The sequence below is a fragment of the Janthinobacterium sp. GW823-FHT03B06 genome, assembly GCF_058796955.1.
The window spans coordinates 77,712-102,687 of record NZ_JBXAJE010000008.1; the positions used below are offsets into that span (position 1 = coordinate 77,712).

The 24,976-nt window shown below is 62.7% G+C and carries 18 protein-coding genes; 9 read left to right on the plus strand and 9 right to left on the minus strand.

Features of this window, described 5'->3' with window-relative positions; all coding sequences use genetic code 11:
* Nucleotides 1-18 precede the first annotated feature (18 nt).
* Complete coding sequence (gene tatB / locus AC1RBA_RS23200; RefSeq protein WP_492419926.1) at nt 19-552, plus strand: Sec-independent protein translocase protein TatB; 534 nt, start codon at nt 19-21, stop codon at nt 550-552.
* Complete coding sequence (tatC, locus tag AC1RBA_RS23205; protein WP_035823092.1) at nt 549-1,304, plus strand: twin-arginine translocase subunit TatC; 756 nt, start codon at nt 549-551, stop codon at nt 1,302-1,304. Before tatB ends, tatC begins: the two co-directional genes overlap by 4 nt.
* A gap of 84 nt (nt 1,305-1,388) precedes the next feature.
* Here the strand turns inward: tatC and AC1RBA_RS23210 are convergent, their stop codons facing one another.
* From AC1RBA_RS23210 to AC1RBA_RS23230, 5 genes are all read right to left on the minus strand, one after another.
* Entirely contained in the window at nt 1,389-1,787 is a 399-nt protein-coding gene (locus AC1RBA_RS23210) for a hypothetical protein (protein WP_162995523.1), read from the minus strand.
* A 172-nt stretch (nt 1,788-1,959) separates the two neighbouring features.
* Nucleotides 1,960-3,819, minus strand: a complete 1,860-nt coding sequence (locus AC1RBA_RS23215; protein ID WP_492419985.1) for a DUF885 domain-containing protein — start codon at nt 3,817-3,819, stop codon at nt 1,960-1,962.
* A 169-nt stretch (nt 3,820-3,988) separates the two neighbouring features.
* A complete protein-coding gene (locus AC1RBA_RS23220) occupies nt 3,989-4,477 on the minus strand; it encodes a hypothetical protein (protein ID WP_492419927.1) in 489 nt (162 codons plus the stop codon).
* A 69-nt stretch (nt 4,478-4,546) separates the two neighbouring features.
* Nucleotides 4,547-8,728 carry a DEAD/DEAH box helicase gene (locus AC1RBA_RS23225; RefSeq protein ID WP_492419928.1) on the minus strand — a complete coding sequence of 1,394 codons (4,182 nt, stop codon included), beginning with the start codon at nt 8,726-8,728 and terminating at the stop codon, nt 4,547-4,549.
* Nucleotides 8,725-10,668: a dipeptidyl-peptidase 5 gene (locus AC1RBA_RS23230; protein WP_492419929.1), complete on the minus strand. Its 1,944-nt coding sequence runs from the start codon at nt 10,666-10,668 to the stop codon at nt 8,725-8,727. The genes AC1RBA_RS23225 and AC1RBA_RS23230 overlap by 4 nt, the downstream gene beginning before the upstream one ends.
* 198 nt (nt 10,669-10,866) lie before the next feature.
* Between AC1RBA_RS23230 and hemE the strand changes: the two genes are divergently transcribed.
* On the plus strand, nt 10,867-11,952 hold the full coding sequence (gene hemE, locus AC1RBA_RS23235; protein ID WP_492419930.1) for a uroporphyrinogen decarboxylase: 1,086 nt from the start codon (nt 10,867-10,869) through the stop codon (nt 11,950-11,952).
* An 842-nt stretch (nt 11,953-12,794) separates the two neighbouring features.
* The gene (locus AC1RBA_RS23240) at nt 12,795-14,846 is read left to right on the plus strand and encodes a primosomal protein N' (protein ID WP_070219618.1); all 2,052 of its coding nucleotides are present in this window, start codon (nt 12,795-12,797) and stop codon (nt 14,844-14,846) included.
* A gap of 1 nt (nt 14,847) precedes the next feature.
* On the opposite strand, the gene AC1RBA_RS23245 is transcribed toward AC1RBA_RS23240, so the two are convergent.
* Entirely contained in the window at nt 14,848-15,738 is an 891-nt protein-coding gene (locus tag AC1RBA_RS23245; RefSeq protein ID WP_492419931.1) for an ArgP/LysG family DNA-binding transcriptional regulator, read from the minus strand.
* 131 nt (nt 15,739-15,869) lie between these two features.
* Here AC1RBA_RS23245 and AC1RBA_RS23250 point away from each other — a divergent pair, with 131 nt between their 5' ends.
* Nucleotides 15,870-17,318, plus strand: a complete 1,449-nt coding sequence (locus AC1RBA_RS23250; protein ID WP_230506476.1) for a dihydrolipoyl dehydrogenase — start codon at nt 15,870-15,872, stop codon at nt 17,316-17,318.
* A 164-nt stretch (nt 17,319-17,482) separates the two neighbouring features.
* Nucleotides 17,483-18,604 (plus strand): HD-GYP domain-containing protein, encoded by a 1,122-nt coding sequence (locus AC1RBA_RS23255; protein WP_492419932.1) that lies wholly within the window; start codon nt 17,483-17,485, stop codon nt 18,602-18,604.
* 9 nt (nt 18,605-18,613) lie between these two features.
* On the opposite strand, the gene AC1RBA_RS23260 is transcribed toward AC1RBA_RS23255, so the two are convergent.
* Nucleotides 18,614-19,099, minus strand: a complete 486-nt coding sequence (locus tag AC1RBA_RS23260; protein ID WP_070219615.1) for an SRPBCC family protein — start codon at nt 19,097-19,099, stop codon at nt 18,614-18,616.
* Nucleotides 19,100-19,308: 209 nt separating this feature from the next.
* Here AC1RBA_RS23260 and AC1RBA_RS23265 point away from each other — a divergent pair, with 209 nt between their 5' ends.
* Entirely contained in the window at nt 19,309-21,369 is a 2,061-nt protein-coding gene (locus AC1RBA_RS23265) for a UvrD-helicase domain-containing protein (protein WP_070219613.1), read from the plus strand.
* A gap of 7 nt (nt 21,370-21,376) precedes the next feature.
* Here AC1RBA_RS23265 and AC1RBA_RS23270 read toward each other — a convergent pair whose 3' ends face one another.
* Together AC1RBA_RS23270 and AC1RBA_RS23275 are read right to left on the minus strand one after the other, a co-directional pair.
* Entirely contained in the window at nt 21,377-21,733 is a 357-nt protein-coding gene (locus AC1RBA_RS23270) for an addiction module antidote protein (protein WP_070290278.1), read from the minus strand.
* Entirely contained in the window at nt 21,730-22,116 is a 387-nt protein-coding gene (locus AC1RBA_RS23275; protein WP_070312005.1) for a type II toxin-antitoxin system RelE/ParE family toxin, read from the minus strand. Before AC1RBA_RS23275 ends, AC1RBA_RS23270 begins: the two co-directional genes overlap by 4 nt.
* A 160-nt stretch (nt 22,117-22,276) precedes the next feature.
* Between AC1RBA_RS23275 and AC1RBA_RS23280 the strand changes: the two genes are divergently transcribed.
* Together AC1RBA_RS23280 and AC1RBA_RS23285 are read left to right on the plus strand one after the other, a co-directional pair.
* Complete coding sequence (locus AC1RBA_RS23280) at nt 22,277-22,498, plus strand: SlyX family protein (RefSeq protein WP_070312006.1); 222 nt, start codon at nt 22,277-22,279, stop codon at nt 22,496-22,498.
* 154 nt (nt 22,499-22,652) lie between these two features.
* Nucleotides 22,653-24,809: a M3 family metallopeptidase gene (locus AC1RBA_RS23285; protein WP_492419933.1), complete on the plus strand. Its 2,157-nt coding sequence runs from the start codon at nt 22,653-22,655 to the stop codon at nt 24,807-24,809.
* The last annotated feature ends 167 nt before the right edge of the window (nt 24,810-24,976 follow it).

Consider the following 24,976-nt stretch of genomic DNA (forward strand, 5'->3'; position numbering starts at 1 on the left):
TAACAGCCTTGTCTGCTTATGATCGATCTCGGTCTCTCTAAAATCGCCATCATCGGCGTGGTTGCGTTGATAGTCATCGGCCCTGAAAAGTTGCCGAGAGTGGCGCGCATGGCCGGCACCCTGTATGGCCGCGCGCAACGCTACCTGAACCAGGTGAAATCCGAAGTCTCGCGCGAAATTGAAATGGAAGAGCTGAAAAACCTGCAGAAGGAAGTGCGGGAGGCGGCCCATTCCGTCAAGCAAAGTGTGGAGAAATCCATGCATGGCGTGGAAAATTCGATTTCCGGCAACCTGGCCGAGGTGGAAAACGCCTGGCGCGGCGATTCCAGTTCGTATGAGGGGCATCACGACGCCCATGAAGCCATGCTGCGCGCCACCAACGATGACCTGGCCCGCAAGGCGCGCGAATTCCGCCGCAAGAAACTGGTGCGCAATTCCGCCATCCCTGGCTGGTACAAGCAGCGCCATGGCGGCAAGCTGCACGTGCAATCGGCGGCCGCCCGCGTGGCGCGTTTCCGGCCGCGTGCCAGTTCCTCCTCCTTTTACTCATGAGTAGCAAATCTCCGGTGGAAGAAACCTTTATCTCGCATCTGGTCGAGCTGCGCAACCGCCTGGTCAAGGCGTCGATCGGCATCGCCGTCGTCTGCGCCGTGCTGTTTTACTGGCCCGGCCCTTCGCATATCTACGATTTCATTGCCGCGCCGATGATCGCCTCGCTGCCGGCCGGCTCGAAAATGATCGCCACCGGCGTCATCTCGCCCTTCCTCGTGCCGATGAAAGTGACGCTGGTGATCGCCTTTATCGTCGCCTTGCCCTGGGTGCTGTACCAGATGTGGGCGTTTATCGCCCCCGGCCTGTACACGCATGAAAAGCGTTTGATCGCGCCGCTGGTCATCTCCTCGTCGCTGCTGTTCATGGCCGGCGTGGCCTTCTGCTATTTCTTTGTGTTTGGCCGCGTGTTTCACTTCATCAGCGACTTTTCGCCGTCGTCGATCGCGGTGACGCCGGATATCGAAAACTACCTCGATTTCGTCATGTCGATGTGCCTGGCCTTTGGCGCCACGTTCGAAGTGCCCGTGGTGGTGGTGATCCTCGTGCGCATGGGGCTGGTTTCCATCGCGAAACTCAAGGAAGTGCGCCCCTACATCATCGTCGGCGCCTTCGTCATTGCCGCCATCGTCACGCCGCCGGACGTGGTCAGCCAGTTCTCGCTGGCCATCCCGATGTGCCTGCTGTTCGAGCTGGGCCTGCTGGTGGCGCCCATCTTCGTCAAGGCCACCCAGGCGCCGGAAGAGGCGTCCTAGACGCTTTACTATACTCGCAAGCAAAAGCCGCTGACCTCCCCCGGGAGCAGCGGCTTTTTTGTTGCCAGGAAAGTGAGTGCGCGCTTACTGCAGCATCAGTTTGCTGAGGATGCCCAGGTTGAGCAGGATCAAGGTGCTCATCATCCAGTAGACGTGTTTCATGTCCGCGCCATGGCGCAAGTCCAGGCGTTCCAGGCGGGCGTCGAATTTTTGCTCCAGGGCGTCAATTTTGGTGTCGAGCCTGAGCTCCAGCGCATCGATCTTCATCTCCAGGGCGCCCACTTTGGTATCGACGTTCTGCGACACCAGCTTGATTTCCCCCAGCAGATTGCGCTCCAGCGCCAGTTCGCCATGCACGACGACGGCCGAGCCCAGTACCTCGCCCAGGGCCGTGGCATGGGCTTCCGCCTGCTGCGTGGGCACCCCTGCCGAGGCGAGGCGTTTGGCGTAATCGAGGGTGTCGAACTGGATGGGCATATGCATGGACGCTCCCGACTCTCACCCTAGCAGAAAAATCGGCAATTGCCAGTGAGGAGTGCGGTGGCGCCTGCCTTCCCGTCAGTTTAATGGACAGGGGCGCTGGTGGTTTGCGGCGGCGCAAACGCATGCAAAAAGGGCGCCGCAGCGCCCTTTGCAAGCTGACGGCGAGCGCCGCTTAATTCATCAATTCCTTGATGACTTTGACAGGGGCACTGCCGTAGCTGAGGAATTGCTCGTGGAAATCCTTCAGCACGAACTTGTTGCCCAGCGCTTGCTTGCGCTGTTCGCGCAAGTCCATGATTTCGCTGTAGCCGCTGAAATAGCTGGTCAGTTGCACCGAGCTCAACTGCACGCGGCGCCATTTTTCCGTGGCTTCACGCTTGGTCTGGAACGCCTGGCGCGTCAGCAGGTCGAGCGCTTGCGCTTCCGTCATGCCCAGCACGTGCACGCTGTAGTCGAGGATGGTGTTGGTGACGCTGCGCAAGTTCCACTTCGAATACATCAGCCACATTTCCGGCGCGTTGTTGCCATAGCCCGATTCGAGCATCATGCGCTCGCCATACACGGCCCAGCCTTCGATCATGGCGCCATTGCCGAAGATCGATTTGACCAGCGACGGCGACTTGTTCGCGTACACGAGCTGCGTGTAGTGGCCGGGGATGGCTTCGTGGATGTTCAGGATCTGCAAGATCCAGTGGTTGTACTCGCGCAAGCTGCTTTCCGCCTGTTCCGGCGTTTCGCCGTCGAGCGGCGTCACGTTGTAATAGGTGCGGTCCTGCGGACGGTAGGGGCCGGGCGCCTCGATGCTGGCGCCGGCCACGCCGCGCTGGTAGGCGGGTGTTTCACGCACGACCAGAGGCTTTTTCGGGTCCATCGTCAGCAGGTTGTGGCTGGTCACCCATTCCTGCAATTCCGGGATCTGGCGGCGGATTTCCGGCACGAAATCGGCGGGGGCCACGTGCTTGCTGGACAGCTTGTCGATCACCATGCCGATCTTCGCCGTGCGGTCCGCCGGCTTGGCCGTGCTGCCCATGGTTTTCACCCACAGCTCGTCGGACAGGCTATCCATGTGCTCGAGCAGCTTTTCGCGCGCGGCCAGAGCTTTCTGGTACATCTGCTCGGCGCTCACGCTGGCCTGGATATCGTAGGCGAATTTCTGTTCATATAAATCTTTGCCGATGCGGAAGGAGCGCGCATTGCCGTTCTGCGCCAGCGCGGCATCCTGTTCCGTCAGCCAGGCCGCATAGCCTTGCACGGCCGTGCGGGCTGCGGCGATGCGCGCGTTGTACAGCTGTTTTTCCGCCGGCGTCAGGATGGAACCCTGTGCCGTCTTGTTCAGGTCGTCAAGCACGCTGAGCACGCCGGCGCTCTGGGCGATGGCCAGCTGCGTGTGCTCGCGCGTGGGGTTCACGATGCTGGCGCGGGCGGCCGCATAGTATTGCGGCACGCTGGCGATACGCTTGAGCAAGGTGCGCAGGCGCTGCGGCTGGGCCGCGTATTCCGTGTTCAGGATGAAATCGATGGAGCCGGCCACGTTGTACTGGGCGGGATTCCATTCGAATTCGCGGAAGGTGGTCAGATACCAGCGGTCCGACTGCAATTTATTCGTCAGCAAGGCCAGGTCGGTGCGTTGCTTGTCCGACATCTTGCCGGCATTCAGCTTGCCGAATTTGCCCAGCCATTCTTCGATGAAGGCCAGCTGCTTCTGGCGGCTGGCCGCGTCGGGAATGCTCAGGTTGGCGGCGCCATCGTACTTGCCGACCGAAATCGCGCTTTCCGGGTCCAGGCGCCACAGGGCCGTAAGGAACTGGCCGCTGAGGTTATTCATGGAGCGGTCGCTGCTGTTCTCGCTGGCGACGGCCGCGACCGTCGCTGCCGTGGCCGCCGTGACGACGGCCGCTTTCTTGGCGACGGTTTTTTTCTTGCTGCTGCTGGTGCCGGCCTTGCCTTGCTTCTGCGGTTTCTTGGCGGCGCTGGCCGGTGTCAGGGTAAAAGCCATCATCAATGCGGCGAGCACAACTTTATTTTTGATCAGCATAGTTTATCTCTTGAATATTTTGCTGTCTGTCAGTATCAGAAAATAATAAACTGATAATATAAGTAACAAACAACTATTGAAAGGTTGGCCTTGCTTGCCTGGGCGGCCCAAAGATTAGCATTAATTGCCGCCGCTGCGCAGTTTTTTGCGCCGGGAGCGCGCGGCGCTAGACGACGATGGCGCTGCCGCGCAGCAGGTCCTGGTGGCGCGCATTGATGGCCGCCACGGCATCCTTGCCGCGCGCCATGCCGGTGGCGTGGATTTCCGTTTCCTGCGTGTAGCGCTGGCGGACTCTTACCGTATAGGACTGGAACAGCCAGCTCCAGAAGTTGGTTTCATAGACGGCTTCATCCATGTCGCGCCACTTGACGCCCGTCAGTTTCTTTTTCCACGGCAAGATGCCGGACGCCAGCCACACGCCCGTCTCGTCGTAGTACAGCTGATAGCTGCGGATGGTCAGCAGGCGGTAGCCGACGATCAGCGCCGAGCCGATCAGCACCACGAAGGCGGCGCGCGCGTTGTACTTGAAGGCCAGCGGCAGGGCGGCAAAGAACAGCAGCACGGCGATGATGAAGGTGCTGACATAAGCGGTCCAGGATTTGCCGCACAAAAAGGTGGCGCGCTGGCCGGCGCTGGTGGCGATATAGTCGGTCATGGCGTGGCATCAAAACAGGGAAAAACGATCATCGCATGGAACGCGGCTTCCCCGTGCATTTTTTCAAGCTCATCGCTTCAGCCCTTCCTGCAGCATGCCCAGCATGTCACTGGCCGACATGCGCGCGGCCGCATCGCTGCCTTCCAGCAGACTGTCGGCCAGGTCGCGCTTGTGCTGGTGCAATTCGACGATGCCTTCCTCGATCGTGTGTTTCGCCACCAGCCGGTAAATGGTAACGGGGCGCAATTGCCCCATGCGGTGGGCGCGGTCCGAGGCCTGGTCTTCCACGGCCGGGTTCCACCACGGGTCCATGTGGATCACGTAATCGGCCGCCGTCAAGTTGATGCCCATGCCGCCCGCCTTCAGGCTGATCAGGAAGACGTCGCCATCGCCCGCCTGGAAGGCGTCGACCCGGCGCTTGCGCTCCTGCATGGGCGTGCTGCCGTCGAGATACTGATAGCTGACGCCATGCTGCTCCAGGTGCTTGCGGATGAGTGTCAAATGGTCGACGAACTGGCTGAAGACGAGCACCTTGTGGCGGTTTTCCAGCAAGCCCGAAAGCAGCTCGGCGAAGGCGGCCAGCTTGCTGCTGGCCAGGCCCAGTTCCGGCGCCACCAGTTGCGGATTGCAGCAGGCGCGGCGCAGTTTCATGATCTCGGCCAGGATCTGGATGGCCTTTTTCGAGGCCGGTCCTTCCACCATGGCCAGCTTTTCCAGCGCTTCGCGGCGCAAGGATTCGTACAGCGCCGTTTCCTGCGGCGACAATTCCACTTCCAGCACGATTTCCGTGCGTGACGGCAATTCCGACAGCACTTGCGTTTTTGTCCGGCGCAGGATGAACGGCGCGATCAGGCGGCGCAGCCGCAGGCGCGCGCCGGCCGCCGCCCGCTTGTCCTGATCCTTTTCGATCGGTCCCGCAAAGCGCAAATTGAACTGGTCCAGGGTGCCCAGCAAGCCCGGGTTAATAAAACGGAACAGATTCCACAGTTCGCCCAGGTGGTTTTCCAGCGGCGTGCCGCTGGCCACCATGCGGAAATCGCCTTGCAGGGCCATCACGGCTTGCGAGCGCTTGGTGGCGCCATTCTTGATCGCCTGCGCTTCGTCGAGCACGATCGTATGCCAGCGCACGCCGGCAAACATGGCGGCTTCCTGCTGCAGCAAGCCATAGCTGGCCACCACCACGTCGAACGGCTGCAGGGTGTCGAGCATGTCGGCCCGGTCGCCGCTGCCGAACAGTTTGACGTTCAAGGTGGGCGCGAAGCGCTGCGCTTCGCTGATCCAGTTCATGCACACGGACGTGGGGGCGACGACGAGGGTGGGGCCGTTCGGCGCGCGCGCGAGGATCAGCGCCAGCGCCTGCAAAGTCTTGCCGAGTCCCATGTCGTCGGCCAGGCAGGCGCCCACGCCCCAGTGCGCCAGGCGCGCCAGCCATTGGTAGCCGGCCAGCTGGTAGTCGCGCAAGTCCGCCTGCAGGGTGCTGGGCAGCTGCGGTTGATAGTCGTCGAGCGCGCGCAGGCGCAGCAAGTGTTCGCGCCATAGTTTGTCGGCCTTCACGCCGCCCGCATCGTTGGCCAGCTCTTCCAGCGCAAACGCGGCCAGCGGGTGGATGTGCACGCCATCGGCATGCGCTTCGCCATACGCGGCCAGTTCCGACAGGCGGCGGTGCAGCTCGTCGCTGAGGGCGAGGAACTGGTTGTCGCCCAGGGCCACGAAGCGGCTTTTATTGTTCTGCATCAAATCGAGCAGGGCGCGCAAATCCATCACCTTGTCTTCATCGATCTGCACTTCGCCGCTGGCGGCAAACCAGTCTTTTTCACTCTTGATATTCAAGCGCATCTGGCCGCTGTCGATGCGTTTCGACACGCGCATGGTTTCGCCTTCCGGCCAGGCCAAGACCATGCCGGCGGGGTCGAGCGATTGCAGCTCCACCAGCAATTGCAGGCCCAGCGCAGGCTGGCCCAGCAGCCATTCGCCATGCTCTTCTTCCGCCTCTTCCAGCACCAGACATTTTCCGATCAGCTGGCGCTGCGCTTCGCGTTCCGCATTCAGGTCGCGCCGCGCTTGCACGGCCCGGCCCGCCACATCGGCAAACACGCTTTCGGCGCCGCTGCCCGGTGCGTAATAGGCGCCGTTGTCGAGCAGCGGGCGCACGAGAATTTGCATCTTCAACCCCTGCTGGTAGGGCAGCAAATGCACGTGCAGGCGGTGGTCGGCCGTGATGACTTCAGCGTCGCCGGCGCCGTCGCCGATATCGGACTGCACGGTGACCATGGACGAGATGGCGCCGATGGCCTGCATCACCTGTTTTTCCGCGTGCAGGGGCACGGACAAGCCCAGGCCCACGATGGCGCCGATGCGCCGGTGTTCGTCGAGGATGTGCACCACGCGCAGGCGCGTCGGCGTCTCGCGCTGCACCACGACGTTGCTGCCGCTGTCGGGCAGCGGCGGCTGCATGCCCAGCCACAGCTGTCCCTCGTGCGACTTGATCAGGAGTTCGGGCGCGCCGGCGATCAGTTCCACGCGCGTGTCGGGGTGATCGAGCCAGAAGACGAGCGGGTGGCCCACCAGCAGCACGGCAGCCTTGTCCAGCTCGATTTCATAGCGCGGTGCCGACGAATAATATTGTTTGAACGGCGCGATGCTGCCGGCCGCGCGCGCGTCTTGCGGCGTGAGGAAATCGATGTCGCCCGCCTCTTCGGCCAGGCGCTTGAGGCCCATGGCGCGGCCCTTGCTCCAGCCGCCCCGCGCGTCGCGTTTCTGCTCGCGCACTTCCACGGCCGTCAAGCCGAAGCGCGGGTCGAACGCCACCAGCCACACGAGGCGCGAGACGCCGCCCAGCGCTTCGGCGGGCGCGTTCTGCTGCAGGTTGATCAGGGCGCTCAGCTGGCGCTGCCACGCTTCCTGGCGCTCGAACCACGGCGCCATGTCCGTCAGACCGTGTTGCGCGCGCTTGGCCGTGGCGTAGCGCTCCTGCTGCGGCTCGCCCAGCAAGCCCAGCAAGCCGGCCGCCTGCGCGGCAATCAGGTCGTAGCCGGCCGCGTCCGCTTGCTGCACCAACAGGCGCAGTTGATCCTTGCGCTCGCTCAATTGCGGCAGGGCCAGCCAGTAGTACAGCAAGGCCTGGAACAGCTGCGCCTGCAGTCCCGTTTCCCAGCTGCGCGTGGGGATCGCATCGGCTTGCAGCACGCCGGCGCGCACCAGGCGCAAGGTATTGAGTTGCTGGTAGACGATGCTGTCGTGGTTCGGTTGCGCATGCAGCGCGATATCGAGGTAGGTCTCCGCGCTTTTCAGCAGCTTGGCATCGTTGCCGCGCAGCAGGGCCAGCACGTACAGGTGGCCGCCGATGCCCGTAAAGCACAGCTTGCGCTTGCCCGTTTCCTTGCGCAACCCTTTCAGGGCCGTTTCGAAGCCCGCCACGGCGTGCGCATGTTCGCCGCGCAACAGGGCGATGCTGCTGTCGACAAACAGTGCCTGCGGCCCCTGCTGGCCCGCCAGGTAGCGCGCGGCCGCGTCGAGTTCGCCGCACAGCAGGGCGTCTTCGGCCAGGGCCAGCGGCAGGGCGGCGCCGATGTGGTCGCCGGCGGCCGCCTGGCGCGCGTGGTGCGCGCGCGCGTAGGTACGGATGGCGTGCGCCGTGGCCGGTTCGCGCGGGGCGTTGCCCAGCAGCACGGCGAGGATGTCGTCCTGCAGTTGCGGCATGACGAAAGACAGCATTTCCGGCTCGAACGGCCGGCCGAAGATCTCGATCAGCGGATGCAGCTGCTGCGCTTCATAGCACGCCATGCAGGCGGCCAGGATGGCGGCCACGTGGCGCACCTCGTCATTGCGCAAGAGGGCGATGCGCAGGCGCGCCACGCCTTGCCGGTAGCTGCGCAATTCCACATAGCCATCCCAGTTGCGCCGCACGGGGTTGATCAGCTCGATGGCCTGGCACAGGTCGCGGAACACCAGGTGCTCGATGGCGGCGCGCATGGCGGGCCAGCGCAGCTTCGCTTCGCAGGCATAGCCCCGTCCCACCACTTCGGACGCCAGCGCGTGCCGCGTCAAATGCTGCAGCATGCCCGTGACGGTGAGCAGGGCAAACGGCGTGCCGTCCGGCTCGACGACGTTGGCGCGCTGCAAGTGTTCATACACGGCATGCTTGCCCACGGGTTCGCCCGCGATGGCCAGCAAGGCCAGGATCATCTGTTCGTGCTGCTCCAGGGCGGAGAACTCGTCCAGCAGATGTTGCTCTACATTCGGTTCGCTCATGCGGGTAAATTGGCGATATGCACGGGCGGCTCGCCGGCCGTCACGGGCAGGCCGAATACGCGCTGGTAGAAATACAGTTCCGCGTCGAGGGTGCGCACGATGTTCTCCGCCTTGCGGAAGCCGTGGCCCTCGCCTTCGAGCGGCACGTAGGCGACGGGCACGCCGCGCGCCTGCAGGGCGTCGACCATCAGCTGCGATTGCTGCGGCGGCACCACCTTGTCATCGAGGCCCTGGAAGAAGATCATCGGGCGCGACAGTTTGTCCGTGTGGTGGATGGGCGAGCGCTCGCGGTACAGGGCCTCGGCTTGCGGCTGGGGGGCGATCAGGTAATCGGTGTAGCGCGATTCGAACTTGTGCGAATCGTCGTCCAGGCCTTTCAGGTCGGACACGCCATAGTAGCTGGCGCCGGCCTTGAAGACGTCGTGGAAGGTCAGCGCGCACAGGGTCGTCAGGCCGCCCGCGCTGCCGCCGCGGATAATCAGGCGCTCGGGGTCGGCCAGGCCCTCGGCGGCCAGGTAGCGGGCGCCGGCGATGCAGTCTTCCACGTCGACGATGCCCCATTGCCCGCGCAACGCGTCGCGGTATTCGCGGCCGAAGCCGCTGCTGCCGCCGTAGTTGACGTCGAGCACGCCGATGCCGCGGCTGGTCCAGTACTGCGTCGCCAGCTTCAAGGTATTGCTGGCCATGCTCGTGGGACCGCCATGACTGATGACGATGACAGGCGGCAAGGTGCCTGCCGGCGCCTGCACGTCGCCATTCGTGGGCGCATAGAAGAACGCGTACGCCGTGCGGCCATTGCTGCTAGGGAAACTCAAGCTGCGCGGCACGGACAGGTACGCCAGCGCGGGCAAGGCCGTGATCGACTGCGCCAGCACTTCCAGTTCATGGTTCGACAGGTCGATGCGCGCCAGTTCCAGCGCGATGGTGGGACTGCCGCCGAGCAGCGCGACGAAGCCGGGCCCCACGCGCAGTTCGCGGATTTCCTGGTACGGGTGCGGTATCGGTTCCAGCTTGGCCACCGTCACGTTCAATTGCGCCAGGTAGCTGATGCCGGACTGGATATACGTGCAGACGATCTCGTCGTCGGAAAGAAAACCGTACATGCTGCCGCCGAAGGTCCAGTGCGGCGTGGCAAATTCCGCTTCCATCGGGCACAGCGCCTCGATGTCGGCGCCGTGCAGACGGTACAAATTCCACCAGCCGCTGCTGTCGGAAACGAAGTGCAGCAAGCCGTTCGGCGACCATTCCGGCTGGCAAATCGACTCGCGCGCGCCGCCGGCGATCAGGCGGGGCGAACCGAGGCTGCCGTCCGCCTGCACGTCGGCCAGCCACAGCTCCGTGCCTTGCCACGGCAGGCGCGGGTGGTCCCAGCTGATCCAGGCGAGCTGGCTGCCGTCCGGCGACAAACGCGGCGCCGCATAAAAATCGTGGCCGCGCGCCAGCACCGTTTCGTGCCCGTCGAAGCCGACGGCCGCCAGGCAGTTTTCCGGCTGCGCATGGCCCTCTGCCGGATGCTGCTCGCGCACGGCGATCAGGCGGGCACGGGCCGCATCGACGACGAAGTCCGCGTGGCGCGTATTGCCGCCCGTGGTGAACGCTTCGGGCGCGGCGTCGCCGGCCACGCGGTACAGGCAATTGTCGGCGAAATGCGAGAAATACACGGTATCGCCGGCCACCGCATACGCGCCGCCGCCGTATTCATGCACGCGGGTGCGCACATTGAACGGCGCTGGCGTGAGTTCATCGACACGCGCGCCGCGCTGGCGCAGCAGGGTGTTGCGGCCCGCCTCGCTGGCGCGCCCGGCCAGCCAGAACACGTCGGCGCCATCCGCTCCCCCGAGGGCCAGCTGCGTCAGCGGCGAGGCGCCGGCGGCGACGATGGCCGCGCTGATCGGCGATGGCCAAATGCCATAAGGGGTGCTGGATGCGGTCGAGGTCATGCGGGCTCCGTGTCGTGGTGGGTAGAGGGGCCTCCAGGCGGCGTCAGGCAGCGCGGCGGCGTTCATCATCATAATGGAAGGGCAGGCACAACGAAAGTCATCGCTGTGCGTGGCAAATGCTGCAAAGCGGCACCGGAATCAATGAAATGGCGGCGATTGGATGCGATAATACCGCTTCTCCAAGCTCGATTGCCTGCCATGCCACAATTTGCTCCGCTCCAGAATGACACTTTCCTGCGCGCCCTGCTGCGCCAGCCGACCGAGCACACTCCTGTCTGGCTGATGCGCCAGGCGGGCCGCTACCTGCCCGAATACCGCGCCACGCGCGAGCGGGCCGGCTCCTTCCTGGGCCTGGCGAAGAATCCCGATTACGCAACGGAAGTGACCTTGCAGCCCCTGGAGCGTTTCCCGCTCGACGCGGCCATTTTGTTTTCGGACATTCTGACGGTGCCGGACGCCATGGGCCTGGGCCTGTATTTCGCCGATGGCGAAGGCCCGAAGTTCGAGCGCCCGCTGCGCACGGAGCAGGACGTGAAGGCCTTGCAAGTGCCGGACCTGGCATCGCTCGACTACGTTTTCAAGGCCGTCACGCAAATCCGCACGGAACTCAATGGCCGTGTGCCGCTGATCGGTTTTTCCGGCAGCCCGTGGACCCTGGCGTGCTACATGGTGGAGGGCGGCGGCTCGAAAGAGTTCCATACCATCAAGAAGATGCTGTACAACCGCCCTGACCTGATGCACCACATCCTGGTGATCAACGCCACGTCCGTGGCGCAGTACCTGAATGCGCAAATCGATGCCGGCGCGCAAGCCGTGATGATCTTCGATTCCTGGGGCGGTGCGCTGGCTGACGGCGCCTACCAGGAATTCTCGCTGGCCTACATGCAGCAAGTGGTGGCGCAGCTGAAACGCGACAAGGATGGCGTCAAGATTCCCGCCATCGTGTTTACCAAGGGCGGCGGCCAGTGGATCGAGCAGATCGCCGACATCGGCGCCGATGCCGTGGGCCTGGACTGGACCGTCAACCTGACGCGCGCGCGCCAGCTGGTGGGCCATAAAGTGGGCTTGCAGGGCAACCTCGACCCTGCCATCCTGTTCGCCAGCCCCGAGCAGATCCGCGCCGAAGTGGCGAAAGTGCTCAACGCCTTCGGCGCGCCATCGGCTGGTACGGGCCACGTGTTCAACCTGGGTCATGGCATTTCCCAGTTCACGCCGCCGGAATCCGTGGCAGCGATGGTGGAAGCCGTGCACAGCATGAGCCGCGCCATGCGCAGCGGCCAGTAAGTCGTCGTTTTCCCCTGGCGCAGGGGCAGAAAAGGCAGGCTTTCCAACGGAAGCCTGCCTTTTTCTTTGCTGCGCCTTAGCAAGATATACCGACTTATGCACAATTTTTTTTGCTGCGGAAATAAGAGGCAGTGTCAAAGCCATGCCCGGGGGCGATTTGCAAGTGATTGATTATTAAGGAATAAAAAATTCATTGACTAGCGGACTTTGTTGCTATTGATAAGGTTATTCTTTCGTCCGCTTGTCTTATTCCTTCATTGTCCACAAAGTTATCAACAGATTCTGTGGATAAAATTGAAAAGTATTTTGTTAACCGATACTTAGCGCCGATGTTCAGGTTTCACCTGAAGTGCATGTTGCAGCGCATGATAATTGAACAATGTTTCGCCGTCCGTCAGGTAAAAACGAACGCTTGCCCGGCAATTGTCAATTTTGCTGCATGCCGTCCGCGTTTTTGCCGATCGGACGCCTCAAAATGGTGCCGATTTCTGTATAAATACATTACAAATGGCTCAGTTATGCACAGCGGCGGAAATGCCCTGTGGATTTGTGGCCGCCCGGGCATCAATTTTTAAGCCATTGATTTTAAATGATTAATTTTTCTTGCGTGCCGCTCTTGACGGCAGTCGAAATTTTATGTCCACATTTTTCTGAAAGTTAATTTTGCTTTGTCCACAAAGTTATCCACAGAATTTTCTTCAGGCACGAGAGTACGCCGTCCCGTCCGTCGTTAGGCGTTTGACGGATGAAACAAGTATCATGGCCCGCTGGCTTGATGCCGGACATTCCGCCGCGCCATCGCCCCTGCGGCGCGCTTTTTTATTGAGATAGGCCCTACCCCCATGTCGCAGTGCATTTTGACGTCGTGCATCCTGAAAATCGCGCTCGACACGCCCTTGAACGCCTTGTTCGACTACCGCTGGACAGCGGCGGCGGATACGGGCGCTGCCGTGCCGCTGCCGCAAGTGGGGCAGCTGGCGCTGGTGCCATTCGGCCGGCGCGAAGTGATGGGGCTGATCGTCGGCGTGTCCGACAGCACCGATGTGCCCGCCGCGAAATTGAAGGACGTGCTGGCCGTGCGCAGCCAGCTGGCGCCGCTGTCGGAACAGTGGCTGGCGCTGGCCGCCTTCGCCGCCGATTACTACCAGCGCCCGCTCGGTGAAGTGGCCTTGCCGGGTTTACCGAAGAATTTGCGCGTGCTCACCACCGTGGCGCTCGACCGCGCCATCAAGAAGCTGGGCAAGCTGGCCGATGCGCATGACGGCACGCCGCTGAACATGCCGGCGCTCAATGCCGCCCAGCAAGAGGCGGCGGACGCCATCGGCGGCGCGCAGGGTTTCAAGCCGACCCTGCTGTACGGCGTGACGGGCAGCGGCAAGACGGAAGTGTATCTGCAGGCGTGCGCCCAGGTGCTGGCGCGCGAGGACGATGCACAAATCCTGATTTTAGTGCCGGAAATCAACCTGACGCCCCAGCTGGAAGGCAATATCCGCGCGCGCTTTCCCGGCGTCATGCTGGCCACTTTGCATAGCAGCCTGTCCGAAGGCGAGCGCATGCTGCACTGGCTGGCCGCGCACCAGGGCCAGGCGCGCATCGTGCTCGGCACGCGCTTGGCCATCCTGGCGTCCTTGCCGAAACTCAAACTGATCGTCATCGACGAAGAGCACGATCCTTCCTACAAGCAGCAGGAAGGCTTGCGTTATTCCGCGCGCGACCTGGCCGTGTGGCGCGCCTGGCAATTGCAGATTCCCATCGTGCTCGGTTCGGCCACGCCGTCGCTGGAAAGCTGGCACCACGCGCAGACGGGGCGCTACCGCAAGCTGGAATTGCGCGAGCGGGCCGTCAAAAATGCGGTCTTGCCGCGCGTCAAGATCCTCGACATGGAGCGCGACAAGCCGAAAGACGGCCTGACCTCGCATCTGGTCGCCGCATTAAAACTGCGCATGGAGCGCGGCGAGCAGTCGCTGCTGTTCCTGAACCGGCGCGGCTATTCGCCCGTGATCTGCTGCGAATCGTGCGGCTGGATCAGCAATTGCACGCGCTGCACTTCGTTCATGGTGCTGCACAAGCCCGAACACCGCTTGCGCTGCCACCATTGCAGCCTGGAATTGCGTATTCCCCGCCATTGCCCCACTTGCGGCAACGTCGACCTGCAGCCGCTGGGACGCGGCACGCAGCGTGTGGAAGAGGGCTTGCAGCAACTGTTTCCCGAGGCGCGCATTTTGCGCATCGACGCCGATTCCACGCGCAAGAAGGGCAGTGCGCAGGAAGCGTTCGACACCGTGCACCGGGGCGAAGTCGATATCCTGATCGGCACGCAGATGGTGGCCAAGGGCCACGATTTCAAAAAGCTGACCCTGGTCGGCATCCTGAACCCGGACACGGCCCTGTTTTCGCAGGATTACCGGGCCAGCGAACGCCTGTTCGCCCAGCTGATGCAGGTGGCGGGCCGCGCCGGACGGGCTGCGCAGACGGAAGGGGGCAGCGTCAGTGAAGTGCTGATCCAGACGCGCTATGCGCGCCATCCGCTGTACGACGCCGTCGTCAACCACGATTACGACCATTTCGCCACGACCTTGCTGGAAGAGCGGGCGCAGGCGGCGCTGCCGCCGTATCTGTTCCAGGCCCTGCTGCGTGCCGAGGCGCCCGAGCTGGCCACGGCCATCGAATTCCTGCAGGCGGCGAAAGAGTGCATGGAACACCCGCAGGTGACCATCAATGACCCGATTCCCATGAGCATGACGCGCGTCTACAACGTGGACCGCGCCCAGCTGCTGCTCGAATCGCCTTCGCGGCCGGCCTTGCAGGCGTTCCTGAAGGAATGGTTAGCGGAGTTGCGGGCCATGAAGACGCGCGTGAAATGGTCGCTGGAAGTGGACCCGCTCGATATTTAAATTACTGCAGGTAATCGCGCGCCGATTTGACGATCTGTTCCGACAACAGCTTGGTAAACGGCGTGTCCAGGGTCCACGCGTGCCAGCTCAGCGGCACGTCCAGGGTACTGCCGGGCATCAGATCGACGAGCCGGTCCGTCGCCAGCGCCTGCGCGGCCAGGCGCTGCGGCATCAGGCCGTAGGCCAAGCCGTCCTGGACGCAGGCGCGGCGCGCCGCTTCGACCGGCAAGGTGTGGTGCGGAAACGGTTCGCGCATGCTCAATTGTTCAGCGAGGAAACGCGCCAGCAAGCCGTGCTGGCCCACGACGGCGGGCGCCAGTTGTACCGCCTCGGCAATAAAACCGTCGCCGAACCAGTGTCCCGCAAACACGGGTGTGGCCACGCAGACATAGCGCAAGGTGCCCAGCGGCGTGACGCTGGTGGCGGCCGCCGCGTCGAGCGCCGTGCCGGATTCGGCCGCCACGCAGCCGAACACGGAGCCGTCGCGCACCATCTGCAGGGCGCTGTCGCTGTCGGCCAGGCGCACGTCGAGTTGGCAGCGGGGTGGTGCCAGCAGGGCGGACAAGGTGTCGGGGAGCCACGTGGCCAGGCTGTCGGCATCGATGGCGATGGCGATTTCCGGCATGCTGACGCTGTTGCCCAGGTCGATGTCGAGCGATGCTTCCATCAGCTTGACGTTGCGGTGATGCACGATCAATCGCTGGCCCAGGCCCGTCGGCACGGCTGGCTGGCCACGGATGATCAGCAAGCGCCCGCTGGCGTCTTCCAGCGCCTTGATGCGCTGCGAGACGGCCGACTGGGTGATGCCCAGCGCCAGGGCGGCCTTGTCGAAACTGCCATGGCTGGCCACGGCGTCCAGCACGGCCAGCGCGCGATAATCGAGTGATCCCATTAGCTCAGCTTATAAATTTTAGAATTGATTAGTTATACTAATACACATATTGCAGCAAAGTAAAACCTTATTTTCGGCAAACGGGTAGTATCGAACGCTGTGAGCAATCTGACGCGGAGATAAGTAGCACGATGAAAACGATACAAGTGGATGTAGCCGTGATCGGCAGCGGCACGGCCGGCATGACGGCGCACAAGGCCGCGCGCATGCAGGGCAAGCGCGTGCTGATGATCGAAAGCGGGCCGTACGGCACGACGTGCGCGCGCGTGGGCTGCATGCCCAGCAAGCTCCTCATCGCGGCGGCCGAGGCGGCCCATGCCGTGGCTGCCGCGCCCGCTTTTGGCGTGCATCCTGGCCCCGTGCGCATCGACGGCCGGCAAGTGATGGCCAGGGTGCGCAGCGAGCGCGACCGTTTTGTCGGCTTCGTGCTCGACGGCGTCAACGCCATCCCCGAGGAAGAAAAACTGCGCGGCCACGCCCGCTTCATTGCGCCGGGCAAGCTGCAGGTCGACGAACATACGCTTGTCGAAGCGGCCAGCGTGGTGATCGCCACCGGTTCCACGCCCATCGTGCCGCCCGAGTGGCAGGCGGCGGGCGAGCGCGTCATCACCAGCGACGCCGTGTTCGAATGGACGGACTTGCCAAAGTCAGTCGCCGTGGTCGGCAGCGGCGTCATCGGTCTGGAACTGGGCCAGGCGCTGGCGCGGCTGGGCGTGCGCGTGACCTTGTTTGCGCGCGGTAATAAAGTCGCGCAGCTGACGGACCCGCTGGTGCTGCGGGAGGCCGATGCCGTGCTGGCGCGCGAACTCGATATCCGTTTCATGACCCAGGTCGCGCACATGGCAACAACGCCGGACGGCGGCGGAATCGCGCTCACCAGCCGCGATGATGCGGGTCAGGAAAAAACCGAGCAGTTCGAGTACGTGCTGGCCGCCATCGGCCGCCGTCCGAACGTGGACAAGATCGGTCTGGACACGGCGCAAATCGAGCTCGACCGCCACGGCATCCCCCTGCATGACCCGCACACCATGCAGTGCGGCACCAGCGCCATCTTCATCGCGGGCGATGCCGACAACGCCTTGCCGCTGCTGCCCGAAGCGGCCGACGAGGGCCGCATAGCGGGTGACAACGCGGCGCGCTTTCCCGACGTCAAACCTGGCTTGCGCCGCACGCCGCTGGCGATCGCTTTCACGGAGCCGCAGATCGCCACCGTGGGCGCCACCTACCAGCAATTGTGCGTCAGTCACGCGGGCCGCTTTGCCGTCGGTGCCGTGTCGTTCGGCAACCAGGGCCGCAGCCGCGTCATGCTGCAAAACCAAGGCATGTTGCGCGTGTATGCGGAATTCGGCAGCAAGCGCTTTCTCGGCGCCGAGCTGATCGGCCCACGGGCGGAACACCTGGGCCACTTGCTGGCCTGGGCCTGCCAGGCGCAGCTGACGGTGCCCGCCATGCTCGACATGCCGTTCTACCACCCCGTCATCGAGGAAGGCGTGCGCACGGCCTTGCGCGAGCTGGCGCTGCACCTGGAAAAAGACCCGGAACACGCACCGGACTGCGCCGACTGCTCGCCTGGCGTCTGATGCAATTTTGATATTTATACAATTTTGTAGACAAGCGCACATGATTGCGCGATCATCGCTGCCACATTGAAATATTGATTAAAAGCAAAAAACATTTCAATTGGCACATGCCGCTGATGCCAGGATGGTAAAAACAAGCGGGTGCAGGCGATGATGGAGACGATGTGAAAATTCGGCGCATTTACGCGGGAGAACTCGCCCTGGGCGTGGCCCTGCCCTGGGACGTGCATGGCGAAACGGGCGGCTTGCTGGCCAGGCTGGGCCATGTCATCAGCAGCGAAAACCAGATCGCATTGCTGCTGGCGCGCGGCGTCATCGCCGATACCAGCGCCGACGTGCCGCGCACGGCCACGGAAGCGCCATCGGCCCTGCGCATGCTGAACCTCGTCACGGCAGGGCTGGCCCTCGTCTTGCCGGTCATCGCCGCCGGGCAGGCGGGCAGCCACCTATCCCTGGCGCCGCTGGCGCAACTGGTGGAAGAGGCCGTTGTTCTGGATGCCGACGTGGCGCTGGCCTGCATCCTGCACAACCAGAGCGCGGGCGACTTTGCCGTGCGCCACAGCGTCGACACGGCCGTCATCACGGCCCTGCTGGCGCGCGCGCTGAAACTCGACGACGCCGTCTTGCGCAGCGTGCTGCTGGCCGCGCTGAGCATGAATGTGGGCATGCTGGAACGCCATGCGGATTTCCAGCACAAGGCGGGCCCGCTGGACGCGCAGGAACGCGCCTATTTGCGCGCCCATCCGCAAGCCGGTGTCGACTTGCTGCGCGCGGCCGGCGTCACGGATGCCGTCTGGCTGCAGGCCGTGCTGCAGCACCATGAAAATATCGATGGCAGCGGCTATCCGCTGGGCACGCAAGGCGAGGCGATCGGCATCGGCGCCCGGCTGATCATGCTGGCCGACCGCTATTGCGCGCGCGTCTCGAAGCGCAGCTACCGCCAGCCTTTGCTGCCGAACGTGGCCTTGCGTGAAATGTTGATGGCCGACAAGGCCACCCTGGATGCGCCGCTGGCGTCCCTGCTGGTGCGCGAGCTGGGCATCTACCCGGTCGGCACTTTCGTCAAATTACTCAATGGGGAAATCGGCGTCGTCACGCGCAAGGGCTTGAATGCCACCACGCCCCACGTGCAGTCGCTGGTCGGCCCCCGCGGCGCGCGCCTGGACGTGCCGCTGCGGCGCGACACGCGCGTGGACTTGCACGCCATCCGCGAAGTGCTCAGCGCGGAGCAGGCGGGACTGCAATTTCGCCCCGACCAGTTATGGGGCCGCAGCGCACGAATTTAGCGTGGGAGCTTAATTCAGCAGACCTGCATCGAGCCGTCCCTCGAGCGCCAGCTCGCGCATGATGCGCACCGTGTCGATGTCGGACTCCTTGTAGGCCGAGCGGCGGAAGTCGTCGTACAGGGCGTTGGCCGCATCGGTGGCCGCGTCGTGGCCGTCGTCGTACTGGAAGCGCACCCACAGGCTCGCTTCGTCGGGCATCTCGATGGTCATGACCAATGAAGAGGCGCTGATATCCTGTTGCGCCGGCACTTCGTAACGCACCTGCAGTTGCGGCACCAGCACCACCTTGTCGTTGATGACCAGTTCGCCATAGCGCAGGCTGCGCGCGAAACCGGCGTCGCAGCGCTCGCTGATCCGGCACTCATCGAGGTGCGGCACGAACAGCTTCGGCGACTCGGCGCGCAAGACGAGGCCGCGCCACACTTGTTCCAGGGTCAAGGTATCGATCAGCGGATTCAACGGATCATTGATTTCAATCAGGTGTTCAAATTTCATGGGACTGCCATTCGGTAAGTGGGCGCGCACGGGCGATATAGGCGGAATGGTACTCCAGGCGTGGCATCGCCGCACGCATTGCATCGGCCAAGATGGCGGCATATGGCGATATATCAATGCCATTGCCTGTTTTTCAGGCATGGTCCGGCATGCAAATAGGCTGCACGACGCTGTTACAATGGGCTGCTGTTCCCTGCGGAAATACCCTGATGTCCAAAGCACCACAGTTCGGTCTGAATGCGCCCCAAAGCGAAGCGGTTACCTACCTCGACGGCCCCTGCCTGGTGCTGGCGGGCGCCGGTTCGGGCAAGACGCGCGTGATCACGCAAAAGATCGCCCATCTGATCGAAGACCGGGGGTATGACCCGCGCACCATTGCCGCACTGACCTTCACCAACAAGGCGGCGCTGGAAATGCAGGAACGCATCGCCAAATTATTGAAACAGCCGCGCCAGGCCAAGCAGTTGACGGTGTCGACCTTTCACTCGCTGGGCGTGAAAATCCTGCGCCAGGAAGCCAATGGCGTGGGGCTGAAGGACCGCTTTTCCATCATGGACAGCGACGACTGTTTTTCCCTCGTGCAAGACCTTGCCATTACCACCGATAAACAGGTGATCCGCGGCATCCAGAATGCCATGTCGCTGTGGAAAAATGGCCTGATCGATCCGGACATGGCGCTGGCGCAAGCCAAGGATGAAGATGAAGCCAACGCGGCGCGCATCTACCGCAGCTATGTGGCCACGCTTTCCGCCTACCAGGCCGTCGATTTCGACGACCTGATCCGCCTGCCCGTGGAATTGTTCCGCAACAACGGCCCCGTGCGCGACAAGTGGCAGCGCCGTTTGCGCTACCTGCTGGTCGATGAATACCAGGATACGAATACGTGCCAGTACGAACTGGTCAAACTGATGGTGACGGGCATCGGCAAGAAGCCGATGTTTACGGCCGTGGGCGACGACGACCAGGCGATCTATGCGTGGCGCGGCGCCACGGTGGAAAATTTAAAAACGCTGGAAACGGATTTCCCCGACTTGCGCGTGATCAAGCTCGAGCAGAATTACCGCTCCACCATGCGCGTGCTGAACGCGGCCAATGCCGTCATCGGCAACAATCCGAAGCTGTTTGAAAAGTCGCTGTGGTCCGAACACGGCCTGGGCGAGCCGATCAAGGTGCTGGGCATGCAGACGGACGAGCAGGAGGCGGAGCAGGTCGCCATCATGATCTCGGCCGACCATTTCGAGCGCAAGAACAAATTTTCCGATTACGCGATTTTGTACCGGGGCAACCACCAGGCGCGCATCATCGAGCAGTGTCTGCGCAAGGAGCGCATCCCGTACACGATCTCGGGCGGCCAGAGTTTTTTTGATAAGGCCGAGATCAAGGACATCATCAGCTACCTGCGTTTGCTGGCCAACGAAGACGACGACCCGGCCTTCATTCGCGCCGTGACGACGCCGCGCCGTGGCGTGGGCCAGTCGACGCTGGAGGTGCTGGGCGCATTCTCGGGGCAGTGGCAGTGCTCGCTGTTCCAGGCCGTGTTCAAGGGCGGCATCGAGGCCAAGCTGACGGATCGCCAGCTGGGACCGCTGCGCGACTTCTGCAACTTCATCAACGACCTCGAGTCGCGCGCCAGCCGTCCCGGCGCTGCCGGCAGCGGCGACAACGCGGCCGAAGTGCTGGACGACATGATGAAGGAAATCCACTACGAATCGTATCTGTATGACGCCTTCGAGGAACGGCAAGCGCAAAGCAAGTGGCAGAACGTGCTCGAATTCGTCAACTGGCTCAAGGAACGGGGCAGGGGCGGCAAGGACCGCGACGGCGAAGAAAAGAACGTGCTGGAACTGACGCAGATGGTGGCCCTGATGACCATGCTCGAGGGCAAGGACGAAGAGCAGGACGCCGTGCGCATGTCCACCCTGCACGCGTCGAAAGGGCTGGAGTTTCCGCACGTATTTCTCGTTGGCGTGGAAGAGGGGATCTTGCCGCACAAGGGCGATCCTGACGCGCCGGCCGAAACCATCGCCGCGCGTATCCAGGAAGAGCGGCGGCTGATGTATGTGGGCATCACGCGCGCGCAGCGCACCTTGCACGTCACCTGGTGCAAGAAGCGCAAGCGGGCGGGCGAGCAAGTCCATTGCGACCCGTCGCGCTTTATCAAGGAAATGCAACTCGACGTGGGCGATGCCGTGCCGACGGAGGCGGAAGTGATTTCGCCCAAGGAAAGATTGGCGCGCATGAAGGCCTTGCTGGCCGCGCCGAAGGCTTAAGCAGCGTTCACGCTTCCACGGTGCTGTCGGGCGTGGTTTTGGGCACGATGGCCAGCTGCATGCCCAGCGCATCGAGCATCTTCAAAATGGTTTCAAAGCGCGGCTTGCTGCCTTCGCGCAAGGCTTTATATGCGCCTTCGCGCGTGATGTCGGCCCGGGCCGCCACCTTGCCCATGCCGTACGCGCGCACCACGTCGTTCATGGCCGACTGGAACAGTTCGGCATTGCCGGTGGCGACGATTTCGCTCATGTAGGCGGCCACGGCGGCCTTGCTGGTCAGGTGTTGGGTTGGGTCAAATTTGCTCAGGCCTAAGGCTTCCAGGTCGTCGAGGTCGAAGGTGTCATGGTCGATATGGTGGTTCATTTCTTTCGTGCTCCTGTCGATGGGCTTGCCGCCGCTTTCCGGATGGCTGCCTGCCGGGCTTTCAAGTCCTTGAGTATCGCTTGCGCCTGTTTGATGTCGCGCTGCTGGCTCGATTTGTTGCCACCCAGCAGCAGCAAGATCAGGGTGCCCAGGTTGGTTTCGTGAAAGTACACGCGCCAGCCGGGTCCCGTCTGTAAAAAACGCAGTTCGCACACGCCTTCGCCCACTGGCCGCCAGTCGCCCTTCTTGCCGTGCTGCAAATGCTTGATGCGTGCATCGATGGCTGCGGCCGCCACATCGTGCAGGGAGTCTTCCCAGCGCCGGTATTCGGCCGTCTTGCGCGTATCGATCAGCACTGGTTCGGGTGGCGCTGGTGTGTTCATTGTAATCGTTTGTTCTCATTCGTCAAGCGGTTTGATTCAGCCATACTGAGAGAATAGGCAGAATTCGGTACCGCCTCGGGAAGAATGCCGTTTGTTTGTCCTGGCGCACGCCGTTGCGGCGGTAGAATGCCGCTTTCAGTCAGGAATCACCGAGAGCACCATGGACAATGCAGAACAACAGATGGAAACACGTTTCGTCGATATTGAAATCAAGCTGGCGCAGCAGGAAGATCTGGTCGAGTCGCTGAACCAGATGGTGTACCAGCAGGGCAAGCGCATCGACCAGCTGGAAGCGATGCTGCACAAGCTGGGCGAGCATGTGCGCGACGGGGCGCAGCAGGCGAATGGCGGGCTGGTCAACGAACGTCCGCCGCATTATTAAATCGGCATCGTAGTGCGGGGCGCATGAAAACCGTTCATTACTGGCAGGCGCGCTACCACCGGTAGTTGCTGGTGACGCAAGTGTGTCAGGCTGTTATTATTTCAGGCTGGCCCGCGACACAATCGCGGCTCTCTTGCGTTCCTTGAAAGAAGACATGACCCGTCCTACAATGCTCGTCATCGCCGCCAGCCTGATGCTGGCGCCAGCCGCCGCCGCTTTTGCCGCCACCGCCGCTACCACCGTGCCCGCCGCTACCGCCGCCTTGCCCGCCTCGAACCCGTTTGCGCAAGCGAGCAGCCTGCCATTCCAGTATCCGCCGTTCGACAAGGTGCAGGACGCCGACTACGCGCCCGCCTTTACGGCAGGCATGGCCGCCAACCTGGCGGAAATCAACGCGATTGCGAATAACAAGAAAGCGGCCACGTTCGACAACACCATCGTGGCCATGGAACGCTCGGGCCAACTGCTGAGCCGCGTGCGCACCGTGTTTTCCGTGATGTCCGGTTCCAACACGAATGACACGATCCAGGGCCTGGAACGCGAACTGGCGCCGAAGATGGCGGCCCACAGCGACGCGATCATGCTCAACGACAAGCTTTTCCAGCGCATCGACACCCTGTACGCCAAGCGCGACAAGCTGGGTCTGGATGCGGAATCGAAACGCCTGCTGGAACGCTACCACACCGATTTTGTCCGCGCCGGCGCCAAGCTGTCGGCGGCGGACAAGGAAAAGCTGCGCGCCTACAACGGCCAGCTGGCTGCCCTGTCGACCAAGTTCGCACAGAACGTGCTGAAGGAATTGAACGCTTCGGCCGTCGTCGTCGATACGCGCGAAGAACTCGACGGCCTGTCGTCGGCCGCCATCGAAGTGGCTGCCGGCCTGGCCAAGAAGCGCGGCCTCGATGGCAAGTACGTGATCGCCCTCGTCAACACGACGGGCCAGGCGCCGCTGTCGCTGCTGACCAACCGCGCTGTGCGCGAACGCATCATGGCGGCATCGCAAGCGCGCGGCAGCCGTGGCGGCGAGTTCGACAACACCGAGGAAGTGCTGGCACTGGCAAAGCTGCGCGCCGAACGTGCCGCGCTGATGGGCTACCCGAACTACGCGGCCTACTCGCTGGAAGACCAGACGGCGCATGACACCACCGCCGTGAACGCCCTGCTGGGCGAGTTGGCGAAGCCGGCCGTTGTCAACGCGCGCCGCGAAGCGGACGATATCCAGAAGGTCATCGATGCAGGCAAGGGCGGCTTCAAGGTAGGCGCCGCCGACTGGGCCTTCTACAGCGACAAGGTGCGCGCCGAACGCTACAACTTTGATGAAAATCAGTTGAAGCCGTACTTTGAAATGCACAGCGTGCTGACCCGTGGCGTGTTCTTTGCCGCCGGCAAGTTGTACGGCCTCACTTTCAAGCAGCGCACCGACTTGCCCGTTTACACGTCCGACATGCTGGTGTACGACGTCTTCAATGAAGACGGTACGCAACTGGCCATCTTTACGCTCGACCCTTACGCGCGCAGCAACAAGCGCGGCGGCGCCTGGGCGAATGCCTATGTGGGCCAGTCGACCTTGCTGAACCGCAAGCCGGTGATCGCGAATAATCTCAACATTCCGAAACCGGAAGCGGGCCAGCCGACCCTGATGACGTTTGACGAAGTCAACACCATGTTCCACGAATTCGGCCATGCGCTGCACGGCATGTTTTCGAACGTGAAATACCCGCGCTTTGCCGGCACCAGCGTGCCGCGCGACTTCGTCGAATACCCGTCGCAAGTCAATGAAATGTGGGCGCTGTGGCCGGAAGTGCTGCAAAACTACGCCAAGCACTACCAGACGGGCGCGGCCATTCCGGCCGAACTGCTGGCCAAGGTGACGGCGGCAGACAATTTCAACCAGGGCTATAAAACCACGGAATACCTGGCCTCGGCCCTGCTGGACCAGCGCTGGCATCAGCTGACCCCGGCACAGATCCCCACCGACGTGCTGGCGTTTGAAAAAACCGCCTTGACGGAAGCGGGCGTCGATTTCGCCCCGGCGCCGCCGCGCTACCGCACCACGTATTTCTCGCACGCGTTCGCGGGCGGCTATTCGGCCGGTTACTACGCGTATCTGTGGTCGGAAAAGCTCGATGCCGACACGGTCGAGTGGTTCAAGGAAAACGGCGGCCTGACGCGCAAGAACGGCGACTGGTTCAGAGCCAAGTTGCTGTCGCGCGGCGGCAGCGCCGATGCGCTCGACATCTACCGCAACTTCCGCGGCCGCGATGCGAAGATCGAGCCGCTGCTGGAACGCCGTGGCTTGAACGGCAAGTAATCGGGTGATTCCGGCGTCAAGGCCGGGTCAATGGAAAAATGGCTGCCAAGTAATTGGCGGCCATTTTTATTTGGAGATTTTGACTGTAAACCGTGGTAAACCGCGCATTTGGCGTGCTGCACCACAGGATCGCCCATGTTGGATGACGCCTGTGTGACAGGCTGCTA

What these genes read in the sequence shown, in the direction of transcription:
- tatB (WP_492419926.1), top strand. Translation starts at nt 19, where the DNA reads ATGATCGATCTCGGTCTCTCTAAAATCGCCATCATCGGCGTGGTTGCG.
- tatC (WP_035823092.1), top strand. Translation starts at nt 549, where the DNA reads ATGAGTAGCAAATCTCCGGTGGAAGAAACCTTTATCTCGCATCTGGTC.
- AC1RBA_RS23210 (WP_162995523.1), bottom strand. Translation starts at nt 1,787, where the DNA reads ATGCATATGCCCATCCAGTTCGACACCCTCGATTACGCCAAACGCCTC.
- AC1RBA_RS23220 (WP_492419927.1), bottom strand. Translation starts at nt 4,477, where the DNA reads ATGACCGACTATATCGCCACCAGCGCCGGCCAGCGCGCCACCTTTTTG.
- AC1RBA_RS23225 (WP_492419928.1), bottom strand. Translation starts at nt 8,728, where the DNA reads ATGAGCGAACCGAATGTAGAGCAACATCTGCTGGACGAGTTCTCCGCC.
- AC1RBA_RS23230 (WP_492419929.1), bottom strand. Translation starts at nt 10,668, where the DNA reads ATGACCTCGACCGCATCCAGCACCCCTTATGGCATTTGGCCATCGCCG.
- hemE (WP_492419930.1), top strand. Translation starts at nt 10,867, where the DNA reads ATGCCACAATTTGCTCCGCTCCAGAATGACACTTTCCTGCGCGCCCTG.
- AC1RBA_RS23240 (WP_070219618.1), top strand. Translation starts at nt 12,795, where the DNA reads ATGTCGCAGTGCATTTTGACGTCGTGCATCCTGAAAATCGCGCTCGAC.
- AC1RBA_RS23245 (WP_492419931.1), bottom strand. Translation starts at nt 15,738, where the DNA reads ATGGGATCACTCGATTATCGCGCGCTGGCCGTGCTGGACGCCGTGGCC.
- AC1RBA_RS23250 (WP_230506476.1), top strand. Translation starts at nt 15,870, where the DNA reads ATGAAAACGATACAAGTGGATGTAGCCGTGATCGGCAGCGGCACGGCC.
- AC1RBA_RS23260 (WP_070219615.1), bottom strand. Translation starts at nt 19,099, where the DNA reads ATGAAATTTGAACACCTGATTGAAATCAATGATCCGTTGAATCCGCTG.
- AC1RBA_RS23265 (WP_070219613.1), top strand. Translation starts at nt 19,309, where the DNA reads ATGTCCAAAGCACCACAGTTCGGTCTGAATGCGCCCCAAAGCGAAGCG.
- AC1RBA_RS23270 (WP_070290278.1), bottom strand. Translation starts at nt 21,733, where the DNA reads ATGAACCACCATATCGACCATGACACCTTCGACCTCGACGACCTGGAA.
- AC1RBA_RS23275 (WP_070312005.1), bottom strand. Translation starts at nt 22,116, where the DNA reads ATGAACACACCAGCGCCACCCGAACCAGTGCTGATCGATACGCGCAAG.
- AC1RBA_RS23280 (WP_070312006.1), top strand. Translation starts at nt 22,277, where the DNA reads ATGGACAATGCAGAACAACAGATGGAAACACGTTTCGTCGATATTGAA.
- AC1RBA_RS23285 (WP_492419933.1), top strand. Translation starts at nt 22,653, where the DNA reads ATGACCCGTCCTACAATGCTCGTCATCGCCGCCAGCCTGATGCTGGCG.